The organism is Actinomycetospora lutea, from assembly GCF_028737205.1.
GTDB lineage: Bacteria > Actinomycetota > Actinomycetes > Mycobacteriales > Pseudonocardiaceae > Actinomycetospora > Actinomycetospora lutea.
In genome coordinates this window covers 44,322-60,855 of the sequence record NZ_JAQZAL010000013.1, presented here as the reverse complement: position 1 = coordinate 60,855, position 16,534 = coordinate 44,322, and the positions used below count along the sequence as shown (strand labels likewise).

Below are 16,534 nucleotides of genomic sequence, written 5' to 3'. Positions count from 1 at the left end.
GCTGGCAGGCTGGACGGCATGCTCGGGCGGCTCCGTGACGGTGCGCTGGCGGACCGCCTGCGCCCGGGAGTCGTCCTGCCGGTGGTCCTCGCCGTTGCGCTCGTCATGATCGTGATCGCCGGCGCCCTGCTCGGGGCCCGTGCCGCGGCCGTCGGCCGGGCGGCGGTGGGCGACACCGGGCCGGTGCTCGTGGGCGCCGAGCTGCCCGCGGACGGCTCGGCGGGCTCGCCGGCCGTGGTGCTCTCGCCGGCCGCCGCCGTCCACCCCGACTCGGCCGCGGTGCGCGACCTCCTCCAGCGCTGGACCGACGCCCGCAACGCCGGCGATCTCTCGGCCTACCGCGAGACGCTCGTGCCGGACGCGCGGATCGACCCGACGACGTTCGCCGACACGGCGCGCACCCAGCGGGTGGGCTCGGTCGTGATCCGGCGCATCGACCCGGTCGCCGGCGGCGAGCTCGTCGTGCCGCTGGGCTACGTCACCACCCAGGACCCGGCGGTCGCCCCGCCGGACGTGCGCGTGCCGCGCCTCTGCTGGCAGATCAGCGCCGTCGTCGAGACCGCGGGCGGCCGGCCCCGCCTGCTCGACCCGCGGCCGGGCAGCCAGCTGCGCTCGCCCTGCTAGCCGTCGGGCGGACGCAGGACGAGCGCAGCGAGCTCGGGCGAGGCCTCAGGCCGGCGTGATCGCCAGGCAGACGTTGTGCCCGCCGAAGCCGAAGGAGTCGCTGATCGCGGCGTCCAGCGACTGCTTGCGGGCCTCGCCGGCCACGACGTCGAGGGTGACGTCGGGGTCGAGCTCCTCGAGGTTCGCGGTGGGCGGGATGAGCCCCTCGCGCACCGACAGGATCGTCGAGATGGCCTCGACCGCCCCGGCGGCGCCCAGGAGGTGACCCAGCGAGCCCTTCGGCGCCGTGAGCACCGGGTGGTCGCCGATCGACTTCTTGACGGCCACCGTCTCGGCCACGTCGCCCACGCTCGTCGCGGTGGCGTGGCAGTTGACGTGACCGACGTCGGAGGGCTCGAGGCCCGCCGTGCGCAGGGCCGCGGCGATGGCGCGGGACTGCCCCGTGCCCTCGGGATCCGGGGCGGTGATGTGGTACGCGTCGGCGCTGGTGCCGATGCCCGCGAGACGCCCGTGCACGGTCGCGCCGCGGGCCTGCGCGAACTCCTCGCGCTCGAGCACCACGATGCCCGCGCCCTCGCCGAGCACGAAGCCGTTGCGGCCGGTGTCGAACGGCCGCGAGGCGCGCTCGGGCTCGTCGTTGCGCAGCGCCATGGTGCGGGCCTGGCTGAAGCCGGCGAGCGTGATCGGGTGGATGCACGCCTCGGTGCCCCCGGCCACGACGACGTCGACCTCGTTCGCCATGAGCATGCGCCAGCCCCAGGCGATGGCCTCGGCGCCCGACGCGCAGGCCGAGACGGGCGCGTGCACGCCCGCCGCCGCCCCGAACTCCAGGCCGACGTGCGCGGCCGGGCCGTTGGGCATGAGCATCGGGATGGTCAGGACCGCGACCTTGCGCAGGCCCTGCTGCTCGAGGATGTCGTCCTGGCCGAGCAGGGTCAGCGCCCCGCCGATGCCGGTGCCGACGATGACCGCCAGCCGCAGCGCGTCGACCTTGGGCGACCCGTCCTCGGCGTTCGGGTAGTCACCGAGGTCGGCGTGCTGCCAGGCCTCGCGCGCCGCGATGATCGCGGTCTGCTCGCTGCGGTCGAGGCGGCGGGCCTCGACGCGCTTGATGACCTCGGTGGGTTCGACGGCGAGCTGCGACGCGATCTTGACGGGCAGTTCGAACGTGTCGACCCAGTCTTCCTCGATCTTCGAGGCGGCGCCGCGACCGGCCAGGAGGCCGTCCCAGGTGGTCGCCACGTCGCCGCCGAGCGGGGTCGTCGCGCCCATACCGGTGACGACGACCCCCTGGCCGGTGCTGCTCACGAAGTCGCCCTCTCTCAGGAGTGGTTCGAGATGTAGTTGACGGCGTCCTGGACCGTCGTCAGCTTGGCCAGCTCGTCGTCCGGGATCTTGACCCCGAACTTGTCCTCGGCCTGGACCGCGATCTCGACCATCGAGAGCGAGTCGATGTCGAGGTCGTCCACGAACGACTTCTCCGCGGTGACCTCCGCGGCGTCGACGCCGGCGACCTCCTCCACGATGCTCGCGAGGTCGGGCAGGATCTCTTCGTTGGTCGCCACGGGCTCCCTTTCTTCGTGCGGACTTCTCAGGACGGCAGTGCTCGGGTCGGCACCGTAGGGCAGATCAGGGCAGGACGACGACCTGTGCCGCGTACGACAGGCCGGCGCCGAAGCCGACCAGCAGCGCGACGTCGCCGGACTTCACGCGGCCGGCGCCGCGCATGTGGTCGATGGCCATCGGGATCGAGGCCGACGACGTGTTGCCGGAGTACTGGATGTCGTCGGCGACGCGCAGGTCGTCGCGGCCCCCGACCTGGCGCAGGCGCTTGGCGATGGCCTCGACGATGCGCAGGTTGGCCTGGTGGGGGACGAGCACGTCGATGTCGGAGGGCTGCAGGCCGGCCGCCTCGACCGCGCGCAGGGCCACCGGCGCGATCTTGGTGGTGGCCCAGCGGAACACGGCCTGGCCCTCCTGGCGCAGCGCGTCGGTCTCGTCGATGTGGATCGTCGAGACGAGGTCGCCCGCGGCGCCCCAGATGACCGGGCCGACGCCGACCTCCTCCTCGGTGGCCGCCGGTCCGATCACCGCCGCGCCCGCGCCGTCGGCGAAGATGATGCAGGTCGAGCGGTCGTTCATGTCCAGCCAGTCGGAGAGCTTCTCCGAGCCGATGACCAGCACGTGCTTCGCGGTACCCGAGCGGATCATGTCGCCGGCCAGCCCGGCGCCGTAGCAGAAGCCGGCGCAGGCGGTGTTGACGTCCATCGCGCCGATGCCGTTGACCCCGATGCGGTCGGCGGTCTGCGCGGCGGCGTTGGGGATCGGCTTGGACATCGTGCAGGTCGCGACGATGACGGCGTCCAGGTCGGTGGGGGCGAGGCCCGCGTCGGCCAGGGCCTTCGACCCGGCCTCCACGCCCATCGACACGACCGAGTCCTTCTCGGAGCCGAACCGCCGCTCGACGATGCCGACCCGGCTCTGGATCCACTCGTCGTTGGTCTCGACGATCTTCTCGAGGTCGTGGTTGGTGATGACCCTGTCGGGCTGCATGCTGCCGAGCCCGAGGATGCGGGCGCCGGGCGCCTGCGGGGTGAGCTGGAGCCTCACGAGTGCTCCCTGATCAGTTGCACGGCCTTCTCCAGGTCGTCGGGCGTGTTGATGTTGTGGGTGGGCGTCCCCTTGACCTGGCGCTTCACCATGCCGGACAGCGTGCCGGCGGGGGTCAGCTCGATCGCCGCGCCGAGGCCGCGATCGCGCATGGTGTCCATGCAGGCATCCCAGCGCACCGAGCGCGTCACCTGGGCGACGAGGCGGTCGAGGAACTCCGACCCGCTGGTCACCACCGCGCCGTCGGCGTTCTGCAGCAGCGGGTGCAACGGGTCGGCGGGGGCGAGCTCGCCGCGGTGCTCGGCGACCCACTCGCCGAGCGCCTTCTCGGCGGGCTCCATGAAGCGGGTGTGGAAGGCCCCGGCGACCGACAGCGGCCGGACGCGGGCGCCCTCGGGCGGCTCGGCGACCAGCTGGTCGACCGACTCCTGGGGGCCCGCGGCGACGACCTGCCCGGAGCCGTTGCGGTTGGCCGGCTCGAGGTCGAGCTCGGCGAGACGGGCGAGCACGGCGTCGGCGTCGCCGCCGAGGACCGCGGCCATCGTGGTCGGCTCCTGCGCGCACGCGGCGGCCATCTCCCTGCCGCGCACGGCGGCCAGGGCGACGGCCTGCTCGGCGTCGATGACCTCGGCGATCGCGGCCGCGGCGAGCTCGCCCACGGAGTGCCCGGCGACCAGCGCGTCGTCGGGGACGGTGACCTCCAGCCGCAGCTGGTCCCAGGCGAGCAGCGCCGAGGCGACGAGCAGCGGCTGGGTCACCGCGGTGTCCTCGATGGCGGTCGCGTCGGCCTCGGTGCCGAGGTGGACGAGGTCGAGCCCGGCGGCGTCGGAGAAGGCCTCGAGCCGCCCGCGGGCCTCGGGGCGGTCGAGCCACGGGGCGAGCATGCCGGGCTTCTGGGCGCCCTGACCCGGGGCGAGGATCGCGATCACGTAGGCCACCTCATCACGGCTCGGGGTCGGTCCGAAGGTGTCGGGGCGACGAACTCCGGTCCGTCGCGGTTGTCGAGTTCCCACAATGCCCTGGCTCACACACCTCGCGCGAGACCTCCGCCCGCGCCGTGTCCGCCCTGCTCAGGGCTCATTCGGGGTGTCCGTCCGGGTGGAGACGGTCGAGCCCGATCGCCAGTCGCAGGACCAGCGCACCGCGCGCCTCGCCGGGGTGCACGCCCGTGAGTTCGGCCACGCGGCGCAGGCGGTAGCGCACGGTGTTGGGGTGCACGAAGAGCGCCCGGGCAGCTGCCTCGAGCACGCCGGCGACGTCGAGGTAGCACTCCACGGTCGCCGCGAGCTCCCCACCGGCCTCGCGCAGGGGCGTCGCGACCTCGCGCCGGAGCTGCTCGACGGCCTGCGCGTCGCCGTCGAGCACGCGCTCGGGCAGCAGGTCGTCGGCGGCCACCGGACGCGGCGCGCCGGGCCACGCCCGCACCGCGCGGTGCCCGGCGAGCGCGGCGGCGGCGCTGCGGTGGGCCTCGGTGAGCCCGGCGACGGTCGGTCCGGTGACGACGGCACCGGGCCCGAACGACGTCGAGAGCTGCGCCAGCGGCGCCCCCGGCCCGGCGATCATCACCAGGCGCGCGCCGTGGGTGCCGAGCAGGACCGTCGCGCCCGCCCGGTGCGCCGCGCGCCGCACGGCGTGCAGCGGCTCGGGCGGCTCCTCCGACGGCGGTTCCCCGACCACCACCGTCGCCTCGGCCGCCGGGTCCCAGCCCAGCGCCGAGGCGCGGGAGAGCAGCGTCGCCTCCGCCTCGCCGAGCACCACGGCGTCGACGACCAGTGCCTCGAGCCGGGCGTCCCACGCGCCGCGGGCCTCGGCGGCGCTCGCGTAGACCGTGGCCGCGGAGAACGCCACCTCGCGCCCGAAGCGCAGCACGGCGTGCACGAGGGCGGCGCGCTCGGCCTCGTCGGCACCCAGCGGCGGGATGCTCTCCTCGAACACCTCGATGGCGATGCGCACCAGCTCGACGGTCTGGCGCAGCGTCACCCGGCGCGCCAGGTCGAGCGGGGCGGAGCGGAAGGCCTCGGCGGTCAGGCGCGGGGTGGCATCGGGGTCGCGCAGCCAGGCGGCGAAGTTGCCGGCCCCGGTCTGGGTCACCAGCAGGACCCCGGAGCGCTGCTCGGCGGTCAGCCGGCCGAACCACGCCAGCCGCTCGGCCATCGCGGCGACCCCGGCGGCGGCGATGTCCCCGGACGCCTTCTCGACGCGCCGCAGGGTGGTCAGGCGGACGCCCGCCCGCGCCGCGGCGCTGTCCATGACCGGGGAGCATGGCACGGATGCCGACCGTGCGACGCCTCCCGAGCAGCGAGCGCCCCGTCACCGAGGGGGGCGGCGTGTGCTCGCGGCACGGGCTGTCGTTCGGGCACCACTACGACCCCGCGCGCACCTCGTTCGGCGCCCTCGTCGCGCACAACGACGACGTGCTCGACGCCGGCGTCGCCTACGGCGCCCACGAGCACCGCGACGTCGAGATCCTGGCCTGGGTGCTCGACGGCACGATGGTCCACACGGGCCCCGACGGGACCGAGACCCCGGTGCCCGCCGGCACCCTGCAGCACCTCGTCGCCGGCACCGGCTGGCACCACGACGAGCGCGCCGCCGACACCGGCCCGGCGCACCTCGTCCAGGTCTGGGTGACGCCGGGGATGGACGACCCGCCGCCCGGGGAGCCGTCGCTGACCCACCACCGCGTCGACGGCGACCTCACCCTGGCGCTGCGCCGCCCGGGCGTGACGGTGACGATCGCCCGGATCGGGCCGGGGGAGTGGAGGCCCGGCGACGGCACCTTCCGGCACGTGCACGTCACGCGGGGCTCGCTGGGCGACGCCGTGGCCGGCGACAGCCTCGAGATCACGGGCGCCGGCCCGGTCGCGCTCGACGCCGGCCCCGACGGCGCCGAACTCCTCGTCGTCACCACCGCCTGACCGCGCGGGGCGGGGGCGGGGCGAGGTCACCCTCGCTGCGTGCCACGCACTCAGGGAGCCCACCACCCCGAGCGCGCCCGCCACCCCGAGCGCGCCCGACCCCGGACACACGACGGGGGCGGTGCGTCTCCCGACGCACCGCCCCCGTTTTCGAGAGGTAACTCCGCTGGTTCTGCTTACAGCGGCGTGACCTGAACGGCCTGCAGGCCCTTCTGGCCCTGCTCGACGTCGAACGAGACGCGCTGACCCTCGTCCAGGGTGCGGAAGCCGCGGGCCTGGATGGCCGAGTAGTGGACGAACACGTCAGCGCCACCACCGTCGGGAGCGAGGAAGCCGAAGCCCTTCTCGCTGTTGAACCACTTGACGGTGCCTTCTGCCATTCCTGCTCCTCATACCGATGTCACGAGGCGATGTTCTTCCGCCCCGACCTTCAGATCCGCCGCCGGAGCCGTGGCTCCCTACGTCGGAGTCCCGCTGCTCGGATCGTCCGGGGACGTCCGAGCGACGTGACGCCGACAGCCTATCCGGAAGGACGGGGGCCTCTGCCAGCCCCGATCGCCGATCTCGCGACGAACGGTCACCGCACGATCACCGCTCGCCCCACGAGGGGCCTCAGGCCACCCCCGAATCCGAGGTCTGCGGACCCGCGGCCTGCGGGTCGTCGATCTGGTACTGCTCGGCGGCGCGGATCACCGTGTCGCGGCCGACCTCGCCGCGGCGGGCCAGCGCGGCGAGCACGCCCACCGTGATGTTCTGCGGGTCGACCCCGAAGTGGCGCCGGACCGCCGGGCGGGTGTCGGAGAGCCCGAAGCCGTCGGTGCCGAGGACGGAGTAGTCGCCGGGCACCCACTTGCGGATCAGGTCCGGCACGGCCTTCATCCAGTCCGACACGGCGAGCACCGGGCCCGCGGCGTCGGAGAGCGCCTCGGTGACGTACGGGGTGCGCACGTCGGCCTCGGGGTGGGAGTGGTTGTGCTCGTCGCACTCGACGCCGTCGCGGCGCAGCTCGCCCCACGACGTCGCCGACCACACGTCGGCCTGCACGCCCCACTCCTCGGCCAGCATCCGCTGCGCCTCGAGCGCCCACGGCATCGCGACACCCGATGCGAGGATCTGCGCGCGGGGACCGGGGCCGCCCGGGGCCTGGGCGTAGCGGTAGAGCCCGCGTAGCAGGCCGTCGACGTCGAGGCCCTCGGGCTCGGCGGGCTGCCGGTAGGGCTCGTTGTAGACGGTCAGGTAGTAGATGACGTTCGGGTCCCGGTGAGGGTCGGCCTCGCCGTACATGCGCGCCAGCCCGTCGCGCACGATGTGCCCGATCTCGAAGGCGTACGCCGGGTCGTAGGCCACGACGCCGGTGTTCGTGGCCGCGAGCAGCAGCGAGTGCCCGTCGTTGTGCTGCAGGCCCTCGCCGACCAGCGTCGTGCGCCCGGCCGTGGCGCCGAGCAGGAAGCCGCGCGCCATCTGGTCCGCGGCCGCCCAGATGCCGTCGCCGGTGCGCTGGAACCCGAACATCGAGTAGAAGATGTAGATCGGGATCATCGGCTCGGCGTGGGTGGCGTACGACGTCCCCACCGCGGTGAACGAGGCGACCGACCCGGCCTCGTTGATGCCCTCGTGCAGCAGCTGGCCCGCCTCGGACTCGCGGTAGGCGAGCAGCTGGTCGTGGTCGACCGAGGTGTAGAGCTGGCCCTGCGGGTTGTAGATCTTCAGGTTGGAGAAGAACGAGTCCATCCCGAAGGTCCGCGCCTCGTCGGGGATGATCGGCACCACGCGCTTGCCGACCTCCGCGTCGCGCGTGAGCTCCTTGACCAGGCGGACGAACGCCATCGTCGTGGCGATCTCCTGCTTGCCCGAGCCGCGCTTGACGACGTCGTAGACCTTGTCGCCGGGCAGCACGAGCGGCTTGTTGCGCAGGCGGCGCTCGGGCAGCGGGCCGCCGAGCTGGCGCCGCCGGTCGAGCATGTACTCGATCTCCGGCGCGTCGGCGCCCGGGTGGTAGTACGGCGGCAGGTAGGGGTCGCGCTCGAGCTCGGCGTCGCTGATCGGCACGCGGACCTCGTCGCGGAACGTCTTGAGGTCCTGCAGCGTCAGCTTCTTCATCTGGTGGGTCGCGTTGCGGCCCTCGAACGTCGGGCCGAGCGTGTAACCCTTGATCGACTTGGCCAGGATGACCGTCGGGCGGCCCTGGTGCTCCATCGCCGCCTGGTAGGCCGCGTAGACCTTGCGGTAGTCGTGCGCGCCGCGCTTGAGGTTCCAGACGTCGGCGTCGGAGAGGTCCTTGACCAGGTCCTTCGTCCGCGGGTCGCGGCCGAAGAAGTGCTCGCGGACGTAGGCGCCGTTGTTGGCCTTGTAGGTCTGGAAGTCGCCGTCCGGGGTGGTGTTCATCAGGTTGATCAGGGCGCCGTCGCGGTCGGCGTGCAGGAGCCGGTCCCACTCGCGGCCCCAGATGACCTTGACGACGTTCCAGCCGGCGCCGCGGAAGAACGACTCCAGCTCCTGGATGACCTTGCCGTTGCCGTGCACCGGCCCGTCGAGGCGCTGCAGGTTGCAGTTGATGACGAAGGTCAGGTTGTCCAGGCCCTCGGCCGCGGCGACGTGGATGGCGCCGCGCGACTCGGGCTCGTCCATCTCGCCGTCGCCGAGGAACGCCCAGGTGTGCTGCTGGGAGGTGTCCTTGATCCCGCGGTTCTCGAGGTAGCGGTCGAAGCGCGCCTGGAAGATCGCGTTGATGGGGCCCAGGCCCATCGAGACCGTCGGGTGCTCCCAGAACGCCGGCATGAGGCGCGGGTGCGGGTACGACGGCAGCCCGCCGCCGGGCCCGGCGTGCGAGAGCTCCTGGCGGAACCCGTCGAGGTGCTGCGCGCCGAGGCGGCCCTCGAGGAACGCGCGGGCGTAGATGCCGGGGGAGGCGTGGCCCTGGATGTAGACGTGGTCGCCGCCGCCGGGGTGGTCCTTGCCGCGGAAGAACCAGTTGAAGCCGACCTCGTAGAGGCTCGCCGCGCTCGCGTAGGTCGAGATGTGGCCGCCCACGCCGACGCCCGGCCGCTGCGCGCGGTGCACCATCGCCGCCGCGTTCCACCGGATCCAGGCCCGGTAGCGCCGCTCGGTGTCCTCGTCGCCGGGGAACCAGGGCTCCTGGTCGGTCGGGATCGTGTTGACGTAGTCGGTGGAGTACAGCGACGGGACCGAGACGCGGCGCTCGCGGGCGCGCTGGAGCAGCTGCAGCATGATGTAGCGGGCCCGCTGCTCGCCCTGGCCCTCGAGCATCGCGTCGAACGACTCGATCCACTCGGAGGTCTCGTCCGGATCGATGTCCGGCAGGTGGGACGAGAGCCCGTCGCGGATGATGTGGACCCGGCCGGTGTCCGCGCCTGCGGAGCCCTTGTGGGTGGTCACGGATCGCTCTCCCTGTCGCTGGTTCGTCGACGGCGCGCGGCCGAGCCCGGATCGCGGGCTCCGGCCGGATTTCGGAACCGATTCTGCCCGGTGGTCCCCGGTGGCGCCGCGCCGCTGATGGTCGTGCTGACGTGCCTGGTCACCCCATCGTCACCCGCGATGACCTCCGCGTCACGTCTACCCGCGAGTAGCCCGGTGCGGGTCGTCGGCGGTGGTTCCGCGGCACGGACACGGGCACCCGACCCGCGTGGCTGGTTGCGCCCGCTGCGGCAGCCGTGTTCGCTGGGCGCTTCACACGGGTGACGTGCACCGCACGTGACCCCCGGACGAGGAGGAGGCACCGCGCGTGGTGGCGGCCACGGGGGATTCGGACAAGTCCGATCTCGCCGGCAAGCTCGGCATCGAACCGGGCATGATCGTTCAGGAGCTGGGCTGGGACTCCGACGTCGACGACGAGGTCCGGTCCGCCATCGAGGACCGATGCGGTGAGGACCTCCTCGGGGAGGACGCGCAGGAGGTCGTCGACGTCGTCCTCCTGTGGTGGCGCGACGGGGACGGCGACCTCGTCGACACCCTCATGGACGCCCGCTCGCCGATCACCGACGACGGCGTGATCTGGGTGCTGACGCCCAAGACCGGCAACGACGGACACGTCGAGCCCTCCGACATCGCCGAGGCGGCGCCGACCGCGGGGCTCTCGCAGACCTCGAACATCAGCCTGTCCGAGGGCTGGGTCGCGACCCGTCTCGTCGCACCGAAGGCCTCCGCCCAGCGCCGTCGCTGACCTGCGCATCTCGTAGGCTGTCCGGCCGGTGACCCGGACGGACAGGAGACAGGTCGACATGACCGTCGAGGTGGGCGCGCAGGCCCCCGACTTCACGCTCAAGAACCAGGACGGCCAGGAGGTCTCCCTCAAGGACTTCCGCGGCGAGCGGGCCGTGCTGCTGGTGTTCTTCCCCTTCGCGTTCTCGGGCATCTGCACCGGCGAGCTGTGCTCGGTGCGCGACGACCTCCCGTCCTTCCAGAACGACGACGTCCAGGTCGTGGGCGTCTCGTGCGACACCACCTGGTCGCTCAAGGTCTGGGCGCAGCAGGAGGGCTACGAGTTCCCGCTGCTCTCGGACTTCTGGCCCCACGGCGCGACCGCCGAGAGCTACGGCGTCTTCAGCTCCGACCTCGGCTTCGCCTTCCGCGGCACCTTCCTGATCGACAAGGACGGCGTCGTGCGCTTCGCGGAGCACAACGGCCCCGGCGACGCCCGCGACCAGCAGGGCTGGCGGGACGCGCTGGAGCAGCTGGCGGGGTAGAACTCGCTCGCCTCCGGAGCGGACGTGGGGTTCGCTGCTCCTGTACAGCGGAAACCCCCATTTGCTCCGGACCGGGGCGCGTAGCTCAGCGGAAGAGCACCGGCCTTACAAGCCGTCGGTCGCAGGTTCGAATCCTGCCGCGCCCACGCAGGTCAGAGGCTTATCAGCCTCTGACGATCAAGCTTCGTGTCATCAATCGTGGTGCGAGCCGGCGCCAGGGTCGCATCATGACGTCCTCCTCGGCCCCGGCGCGGCGCCGTCGCGGGACAATCCAACAGCTGCCGAGTGGGTCGCTCAGGGTCCGGGTCTACGCGGGCTATGACTCGGTCACGAAACAACGGCACTACCTCACCGAGGTCGTGCCGGGCGGTCCGAAGGCCGCGACGCAGGCGACGCAGGAGCCGGTCACCGGGCCACCGGGCGGCGCGCTCGGTGGCCCACCGGCTCTGGTTCGTGCTCGTCGCGGCGCCGCTGTGCCTGACCGGCCTGCTGCTGGTGGCGACCGACCTCAGCCGCACCGTGCTCATCGTCGGGGCCGCCGCGTACTTCGTCGGGCACTTCGCCTACCTCACGCCGTACGAGGCGCTCTACCCCGACCTGGTCCCGAAGGAGGTCAGCGGCCGATCCCGGACCGCCGCCTCCTCCTGGCGCTTCGCCGGGTTGGGCGCGGCCCTGGTCGGCGGTGGTTTCCTGCTCGACCTCTGGGCGCCGGCGGTGTTCCTCGTGGCGGCGGGCGCCGTGGCGATCGGCACGGTCGCGCTCCTCGCGGGACTGTGGTCCTCCCGTCGGGAACCGCTGGCGGGCGCGGCGCCCTCGTCGGGCGGGCTGCGGGCGGTCGTGCGGCTTGCGGGACCGGGAGGTCGCCGTCGTCCTGGGGGCGACCCTGCTGTGGAACGTCGCGCTCCAGGGCCTCAAGGTGTTCGTCGTCCTGTTCTTCACCGTCGGGCTCGGGCGTAGCGCGAGCTTCGTGTCCGGGGTGGTGTTCCCGCTCGTCGCCCTGGGTCTCGTCGTCGCGGTGCCCCTGGCGGGGCGGGTCGCCGACACCATCGGGCACCGGCGGGTCCTCGCCGTCGCGTCGGCGGTCTACGGTGCGGGGCTGATCGGCGCGGGGCTCTCCCACAGCGCGTGGATGATCGTGCTGGTCCCGCTGCCCGCAGCCGGTGCGGGTGTCGTGATGACGCTGAACTACTCCGCGCTGATGCAGGTGCTGCCCGCCGAGCACCACGGTGGCGCCGCCGGCCTCTTCCTGCTCAGCCGCGGCACGGGATGCCTGGTCGGGCCGCTCGCGGTCGGCGCCGCGGTGTCGCTGGCGGCCCCGTTGTTCCCCGCCACCCAGGGCTACAACGCGATGTGGTTCGTCATCGGACCGGCCGTGCTGGCCGCCGTGCCGCTGCTCCTGTGGGCGCGCGGGAGCCGGACGTGACCGGCGGCGTCGAGGACCCGGGGCGGGAGCTCGTCCCGCGATGGTTCCGCCGTGCCGTCGTCGTCTGCGCCGGCCTGTTGGTCATCGGTGCGACGGTGTGGGTGCTCGGGTGAATCGCCTGCAGCTGGCCCTGGTCACGCTGTCGGTGGCGACGGCGCTGCTCCTAGACCGTATGGAGGCCGGCGCCTCCGCTCGTAAGTTGGCGCGGGTCACCGTCGCTGGTGGCGGTGCCGCATTTACGGGGAGGCGCCGGTGCCTGGCAAGGGTAGTTGGGGCGGGTTGGACGTTCACGCGCGTTCGGTGGTGGGCTGCGCGATCGACGAGTCGACCGCTGAGATCCGGACCGCGCGGATCGGAGCGCGGACCGAGCAGATCGTGGACTGGGTCAGAGCCCAGCCCGGCCCGGTGGTGGCCTGTTACGAGGCCGGGCCCACGGGGTTCGGGCTGGCCAGAGCGCTGAGCGCCGCCGGGGTGCATTGCGATGTGGTGGCGCCCTCGAAGCTGGAACGCCCGGCCGGGGACAGGGTCAAGACCGACCGCCGCGACGCGGAGCGGCTCGCCCGGCTGCTGCGCATCGGTGAGGTTCCGGGGGTGCGGGTGCCCACCGAGGCCGAGGAGGTCGCCCGGGACTTGGTGCGGGCCCGCGAGGACTGTCGGTCGGACCTGATGCGCGCGCGCCATCGGCTCTCGAAGCTGCTGCTGCGCCAGGGCCTGATCTGGGACCGCTGCGCCTGGACCGGCGCGCTGAAGCGCACCGGGTCTGGTGGAGGCTCTGATCCCACGGGAAGGTGGCGATCGTGCCGGCGCCGAGGAAGTTCAGCGAGGAGATGCGTCAGCGGGCCAAGCGGTTGGTGCGCGAGGCCCGCGAGCAGGAGCCCGGCCTGTCGGTCAACGAGGCCTGCAAGCGGATCGGGTCGCAGCTGGGGATCGTCCCGGACACCCTGCGCGGCTGGTGCAAGCAGGCCGACATCGACGACGGGCTGCGCCCAGGTCCGACGACCAGCGAGCACGACGAGCTCAAGCGGCTGCGCCGGGAGAACGCCGAGTTGCGGCGGGCGAACGAGATATTGAAGACCGCGTCGGCGTTTTTCCGCGGCGGAGCTCGACCGCCATACCCGTTGATCGTGGACTACATCGATCAGCACAAGCACCGGTTCGGGGTCGAGCCGATCTGCGATGCCCTGCAGGCTCAGGGCGTCGCGGTCGCTCCGAGCGGCTACTACGCCCACAAGTCCCGCCCGCCGGCGCCGCGGACGCTGTCCGACGCCGCCCTGGCTGAGGTCATCGAGGCGACGTTCTGGGACCGCGGCAAGGGCCGCGGGGTCTATGGGGTCCGCAAGATGTGGCACCAGCTGCGCCGCGACGGCGTCACCGGCCCCGACGGGAGCTCGGTCGCGCGCTGCACCGTCGAACGCCTGATGCGCACGCTCGGGCTGCGCGGCGTGCGCCGAGGCCGATCCACGATCACCACCCGACCGAACCGCCAGTCCGAGCGGGCCCCGGATCTGGTCGACCGGGACTTCCACGCCCAGCGCCCCAACCAGCTGTGGGTGGTCGACCTGGAGCGCCACGAGGCGCTGTCGAACCGAGTGGAGGTGGGAGACCTTCGCCGCCGTGTCGTCGCAGCGGCGCGGTGAAGCTGGGGGCAGTCCTGCTCTCCGGGACGGGAAAGCAGGGCGGTAAGCAGCCCCAACAACGACGAGACGGACCAGCACTGCCAGATGGTCCGGGCTCGGCAAGCAGGACGGGACGGTGTACGTGAGGAACCAGCGCCTGAACGCCTCTCAAGCGCACCCACCAGCTCCAACCTGGCGGATATGGGCTGGTCAGCGGTTTGTCCCCGCGGTGATGTCGCGGCGGGGAACTCCTGGGGCGGGTCAGATCGCCGCCCGGGAGACCACGGTGAAGGTCTGCGGCGTAGCCGTGGCAGGGCCGCAGGGGCATAGCTGGGCACCTCGCCCGTCGAGCGGTTCGACAGTGAACGTGGGAACCCATCGGGCGGTCCCCGACCCGCGTCGCGGCCAGCGGCGTGGAGGGAAGGCTCGTCGTCGGCTGATGCCGCCGGGTGGGGGCGGAGGACCCGTAGTAGTCCGAGGTCGGGAAAGCCGGCCACATGGCGAAGGGGTCCAGCGGATTCGCGGTAGGCAACGCATCGCCGGGAGGCCGCTGGTGAATACCGGCGCGTCGTGGCCGGACCTGGATCAGGCGTGGCTGCGGGTACGGCAGATGCAGCGCAAGCTGCACCAGTGGGCGACCGAGGACTCGGGTCGCCGGTTCGATGATCTGTTCAACCTCGTCTATGACCCGTCGTTCCTGGTGGTGGCCTGGGACCGGGTGCGCAGCAACCGCGGCAGCCGTTCGGCCGGGATCGACGGGGTCGCACCCCGCCAGGTCGGTCTTCGGTCGGGGCGGATGCTCGCCGAGCTGCGCGAGGAGCTCAAGACGCGGCGGTTCACCCCCGTGGCGGTGCGGGAGACGATGATCCCGAAGGCGAACGGCAAGACCCGCCGACTGGGCATCCCGACCGCGACCGACCGGGTGGTGCAGGCCGCGCTCAAGTTGGTGCTCGAGCCGATCTTCGAGGCGGACTTTGCGCCATCGTCGTATGGCTTCCGCCCGAGGCGCCGGGCCCAGGACGCGATCGCCGAGATTCACTACCTCGCTTCACCCACCCGTAGCTACGAGTGGGTGTTCGAGGCCGACATCGCGGCGTGCTTCGACGAGATCGACCACAGCGCCCTGATGAGACGGGTGCGGGACCGTGTCTCCGACAAGCGGGTCCTGGGGCTGGTCAAGGCGTTCCTGGCCGCCGGGGTCCTCGGTGAGGACGCCGTCCGGCGGGACACGATCACCGGCACTCCGCAAGGCGGGATCCTCTCGCCGCTGCTGGCCAACATCGCCCTGTCCGCCCTCGACGAGCACTTCGCGCGCAAGTGGGAAGCGCTCGGCCCGGAGTGGACGCGCGCCAAGGCGCGTCGCGCCGGTCGCCCGGTCATGAAGCTCGTGCGCTACGCGGACGACTTCGTGGTCATGATCGGGGGCCGTCGTGAGCACGCCGAGGCGCTCTGGGACGAGGTCGCGGCGGTGCTCGCCCCGATGGGCCTGCGCCTGTCGGTCGAGAAAACCAGGGTCTGCCACATCGACGAGGGCTTCGAGTTCCTGGGCTGGCGCATCCAGCGCCAGACCAAGCCGGGAACCATGAAGCGGTACGTCTACACCTGGCCGTCGAAGAAGTCGCTGACCTCGATCACGGCCAAGGTGCGCACGTTGACGCGCCGGAACCGTCATCGCACGCTCGCCGACCTGCTGCGGCAGGTCAACCCCGTCCTGCGGGGATGGTGCAACTACTTCAAGCACGGGGTGTCCAAGCGCACGTTCAGCTACGTCGACCACTTCACCTGGTGGCGCATCGTCGGCTGGCTACGCAAACGACACCTCGGCCTGAACTGGGGAACCCTGATTCGCCGGTTCCTTCCCGGATGGAAGATCGCCGACGGTCAGGTCGAGCTGTTCCGACCACCCGCGGTCGCGGTCACCCGCTACCGCTACCGGGGCACCCGAATCCCCACACCATGGGCGAGCCCGGCCACCGAACCCACCGCCACACCGGCATGAACCCGTGGAGAGCCGGATGCGCGGAGACGCGCACGTCCGGTTCGGAGGGCGGGCCGCGGAAACCCACCGGCCGAGAGACCGGCAGGGCGCCGCGGCCCGACCCCTACACCTACGTGCCCACCTGGTCGGGGACGGTGTTCACCGCGTTCGTCTCCGACGTCTACTCCCGGCGCATCGTCGGGTGGCGCTGCGCGGCCACGATGCCCACCGAGCTGCCCCTCGACGCCCTGGAGATGGCGCTGTGGACCCGCGAACGCGCAGGCCACACCACCGCCGGGCGCCTCGAGGGGCTTGTTCATCACTCGGATGCCGGCAGCCAGTACACCGCGATCCGCTACGGCAACCGGCTCGCCGAGGCCGGCGCCGTCGCCTCGATCGGTTCGGTCGGCGACAGCTTCGACAATGCGATGGCCGAGTCGGTGATCGGGCTCTACAAGACCGAGTGCGTGCGCCGCGACGGTCCCTGGCGCACCGTCGACGACCTCGAGCTCGCCACCCTGTCCTGGGTGCACTGGTTCAACACCCAGCGCCTACACACCGGGATCGGCAACATCCCGCCGGTCGAGCACGAACAGACCTACTACCGTCAACAACAAGCCCGAGAAGATCCGATCTCGGGAGAACCCAGCCTCCACTGAACC

At 72.4% G+C, this 16,534-nt stretch carries 15 protein-coding genes, 1 tRNA gene, 2 pseudogenes and 1 other annotated feature; of the genes and pseudogenes, 11 read left to right on the top strand and 7 right to left on the bottom strand.

All coding sequences use genetic code 11. The features are described 5' to 3' along the window. The first annotated feature begins 18 nt into the window (after positions 1 to 18). Positions 19 to 624, top strand: a complete 606-nt coding sequence (locus PHK61_RS15730; RefSeq protein ID WP_274281935.1) for a hypothetical protein — start codon at positions 19 to 21, stop codon at positions 622 to 624. 45 nt (positions 625 to 669) lie between these two features. Here PHK61_RS15730 and PHK61_RS15725 read toward each other — a convergent pair whose 3' ends face one another. The 5 genes from PHK61_RS15725 to PHK61_RS15705 all read right to left on the bottom strand — a co-directional run bounded on the left by PHK61_RS15725 (position 670) and on the right by PHK61_RS15705 (position 5,484). Continuing rightward, positions 670 to 1,932, bottom strand: a complete 1,263-nt coding sequence (locus tag PHK61_RS15725; protein WP_274281934.1) for a beta-ketoacyl-[acyl-carrier-protein] synthase family protein — start codon at positions 1,930 to 1,932, stop codon at positions 670 to 672. Positions 1,933 to 1,946: 14 nt separating this feature from the next. After that, positions 1,947 to 2,189: an acyl carrier protein gene (locus PHK61_RS15720; RefSeq protein WP_274281933.1), complete on the bottom strand. Its 243-nt coding sequence runs from the start codon at positions 2,187 to 2,189 to the stop codon at positions 1,947 to 1,949. Between the two features lie 64 nt (positions 2,190 to 2,253). Further along, on the bottom strand, positions 2,254 to 3,234 hold the full coding sequence (locus PHK61_RS15715; RefSeq protein ID WP_274281932.1) for a beta-ketoacyl-ACP synthase III: 981 nt from the start codon (positions 3,232 to 3,234) through the stop codon (positions 2,254 to 2,256). After that, the gene (locus tag PHK61_RS15710; RefSeq protein ID WP_274281931.1) at positions 3,231 to 4,163 is read right to left on the bottom strand and encodes an ACP S-malonyltransferase; all 933 of its coding nucleotides are present in this window, start codon (positions 4,161 to 4,163) and stop codon (positions 3,231 to 3,233) included. The genes PHK61_RS15715 and PHK61_RS15710 overlap by 4 nt, the downstream gene beginning before the upstream one ends. Before the next feature lie 148 nt (positions 4,164 to 4,311). Beyond that, a complete protein-coding gene (locus PHK61_RS15705) occupies positions 4,312 to 5,484 on the bottom strand; it encodes a PucR family transcriptional regulator (protein ID WP_274281930.1) in 1,173 nt (390 codons plus the stop codon). Between the two features lie 20 nt (positions 5,485 to 5,504). On the opposite strand from PHK61_RS15705, the gene PHK61_RS15700 reads away from it, so the two are divergent. Further along, positions 5,505 to 6,152 (top strand): pirin family protein, encoded by a 648-nt coding sequence (locus PHK61_RS15700; protein ID WP_274281929.1) that lies wholly within the window; start codon positions 5,505 to 5,507, stop codon positions 6,150 to 6,152. Positions 6,153 to 6,328: 176 nt separating this feature from the next. Here the strand turns inward: PHK61_RS15700 and PHK61_RS15695 are convergent, their stop codons facing one another. After that, the gene (locus tag PHK61_RS15695; protein ID WP_116710338.1) at positions 6,329 to 6,532 is read right to left on the bottom strand and encodes a cold-shock protein; all 204 of its coding nucleotides are present in this window, start codon (positions 6,530 to 6,532) and stop codon (positions 6,329 to 6,331) included. A 232-nt stretch (positions 6,533 to 6,764) separates the two neighbouring features. Continuing rightward, complete coding sequence (gene aceE, locus PHK61_RS15690) at positions 6,765 to 9,548, bottom strand: pyruvate dehydrogenase (acetyl-transferring), homodimeric type (protein WP_274281928.1); 2,784 nt, start codon at positions 9,546 to 9,548, stop codon at positions 6,765 to 6,767. A gap of 349 nt (positions 9,549 to 9,897) precedes the next feature. Between aceE and PHK61_RS15685 the strand changes: the two genes are divergently transcribed. The 9 genes and pseudogenes from PHK61_RS15685 to PHK61_RS15645 all read left to right on the top strand — a co-directional run. Continuing rightward, the gene (locus PHK61_RS15685) at positions 9,898 to 10,332 is read left to right on the top strand and encodes a DUF3052 domain-containing protein (RefSeq protein ID WP_274282046.1); all 435 of its coding nucleotides are present in this window, start codon (positions 9,898 to 9,900) and stop codon (positions 10,330 to 10,332) included. Between the two features lie 58 nt (positions 10,333 to 10,390). Continuing rightward, positions 10,391 to 10,855, top strand: a complete 465-nt coding sequence (locus tag PHK61_RS15680; protein WP_274281927.1) for a peroxiredoxin — start codon at positions 10,391 to 10,393, stop codon at positions 10,853 to 10,855. Positions 10,856 to 10,929: 74 nt separating this feature from the next. Beyond that, positions 10,930 to 11,001 (top strand) — tRNA-Val (locus tag PHK61_RS15675). Positions 11,002 to 11,287: 286 nt separating this feature from the next. Continuing rightward, a complete protein-coding gene (locus PHK61_RS15670) occupies positions 11,288 to 11,812 on the top strand; it encodes a hypothetical protein (RefSeq protein WP_274281926.1) in 525 nt (174 codons plus the stop codon). After that, the gene (locus PHK61_RS15665) at positions 11,700 to 12,278 is read left to right on the top strand and encodes an MFS transporter (protein ID WP_274281925.1); all 579 of its coding nucleotides are present in this window, start codon (positions 11,700 to 11,702) and stop codon (positions 12,276 to 12,278) included. Before PHK61_RS15670 ends, PHK61_RS15665 begins: the two co-directional genes overlap by 113 nt. 252 nt (positions 12,279 to 12,530) lie before the next feature. Further along, a pseudogene (locus tag PHK61_RS15660) lies at positions 12,531 to 12,968 on the top strand (IS110 family transposase); the annotation flags it as partial. Between the two features lie 107 nt (positions 12,969 to 13,075). Beyond that, positions 13,076 to 13,915, top strand: coding sequence for an IS3 family transposase (locus PHK61_RS15655; protein ID WP_274281924.1), 840 nt, complete (start codon positions 13,076 to 13,078; stop codon positions 13,913 to 13,915). Beyond that, positions 13,360 to 13,489 (top strand) — a sequence feature (AL1L pseudoknot). It overlaps the preceding gene by 130 nt. A gap of 532 nt (positions 13,916 to 14,447) precedes the next feature. Next, positions 14,448 to 15,893, top strand: coding sequence for a group II intron reverse transcriptase/maturase (gene ltrA / locus PHK61_RS15650; RefSeq protein WP_274281923.1), 1,446 nt, complete (start codon positions 14,448 to 14,450; stop codon positions 15,891 to 15,893). Positions 15,894 to 16,000: 107 nt separating this feature from the next. After that, positions 16,001 to 16,531: pseudogene (locus tag PHK61_RS15645) on the top strand (integrase core domain-containing protein); the annotation flags it as partial. Between the last annotated feature and the right edge of the window lie 3 nt (positions 16,532 to 16,534).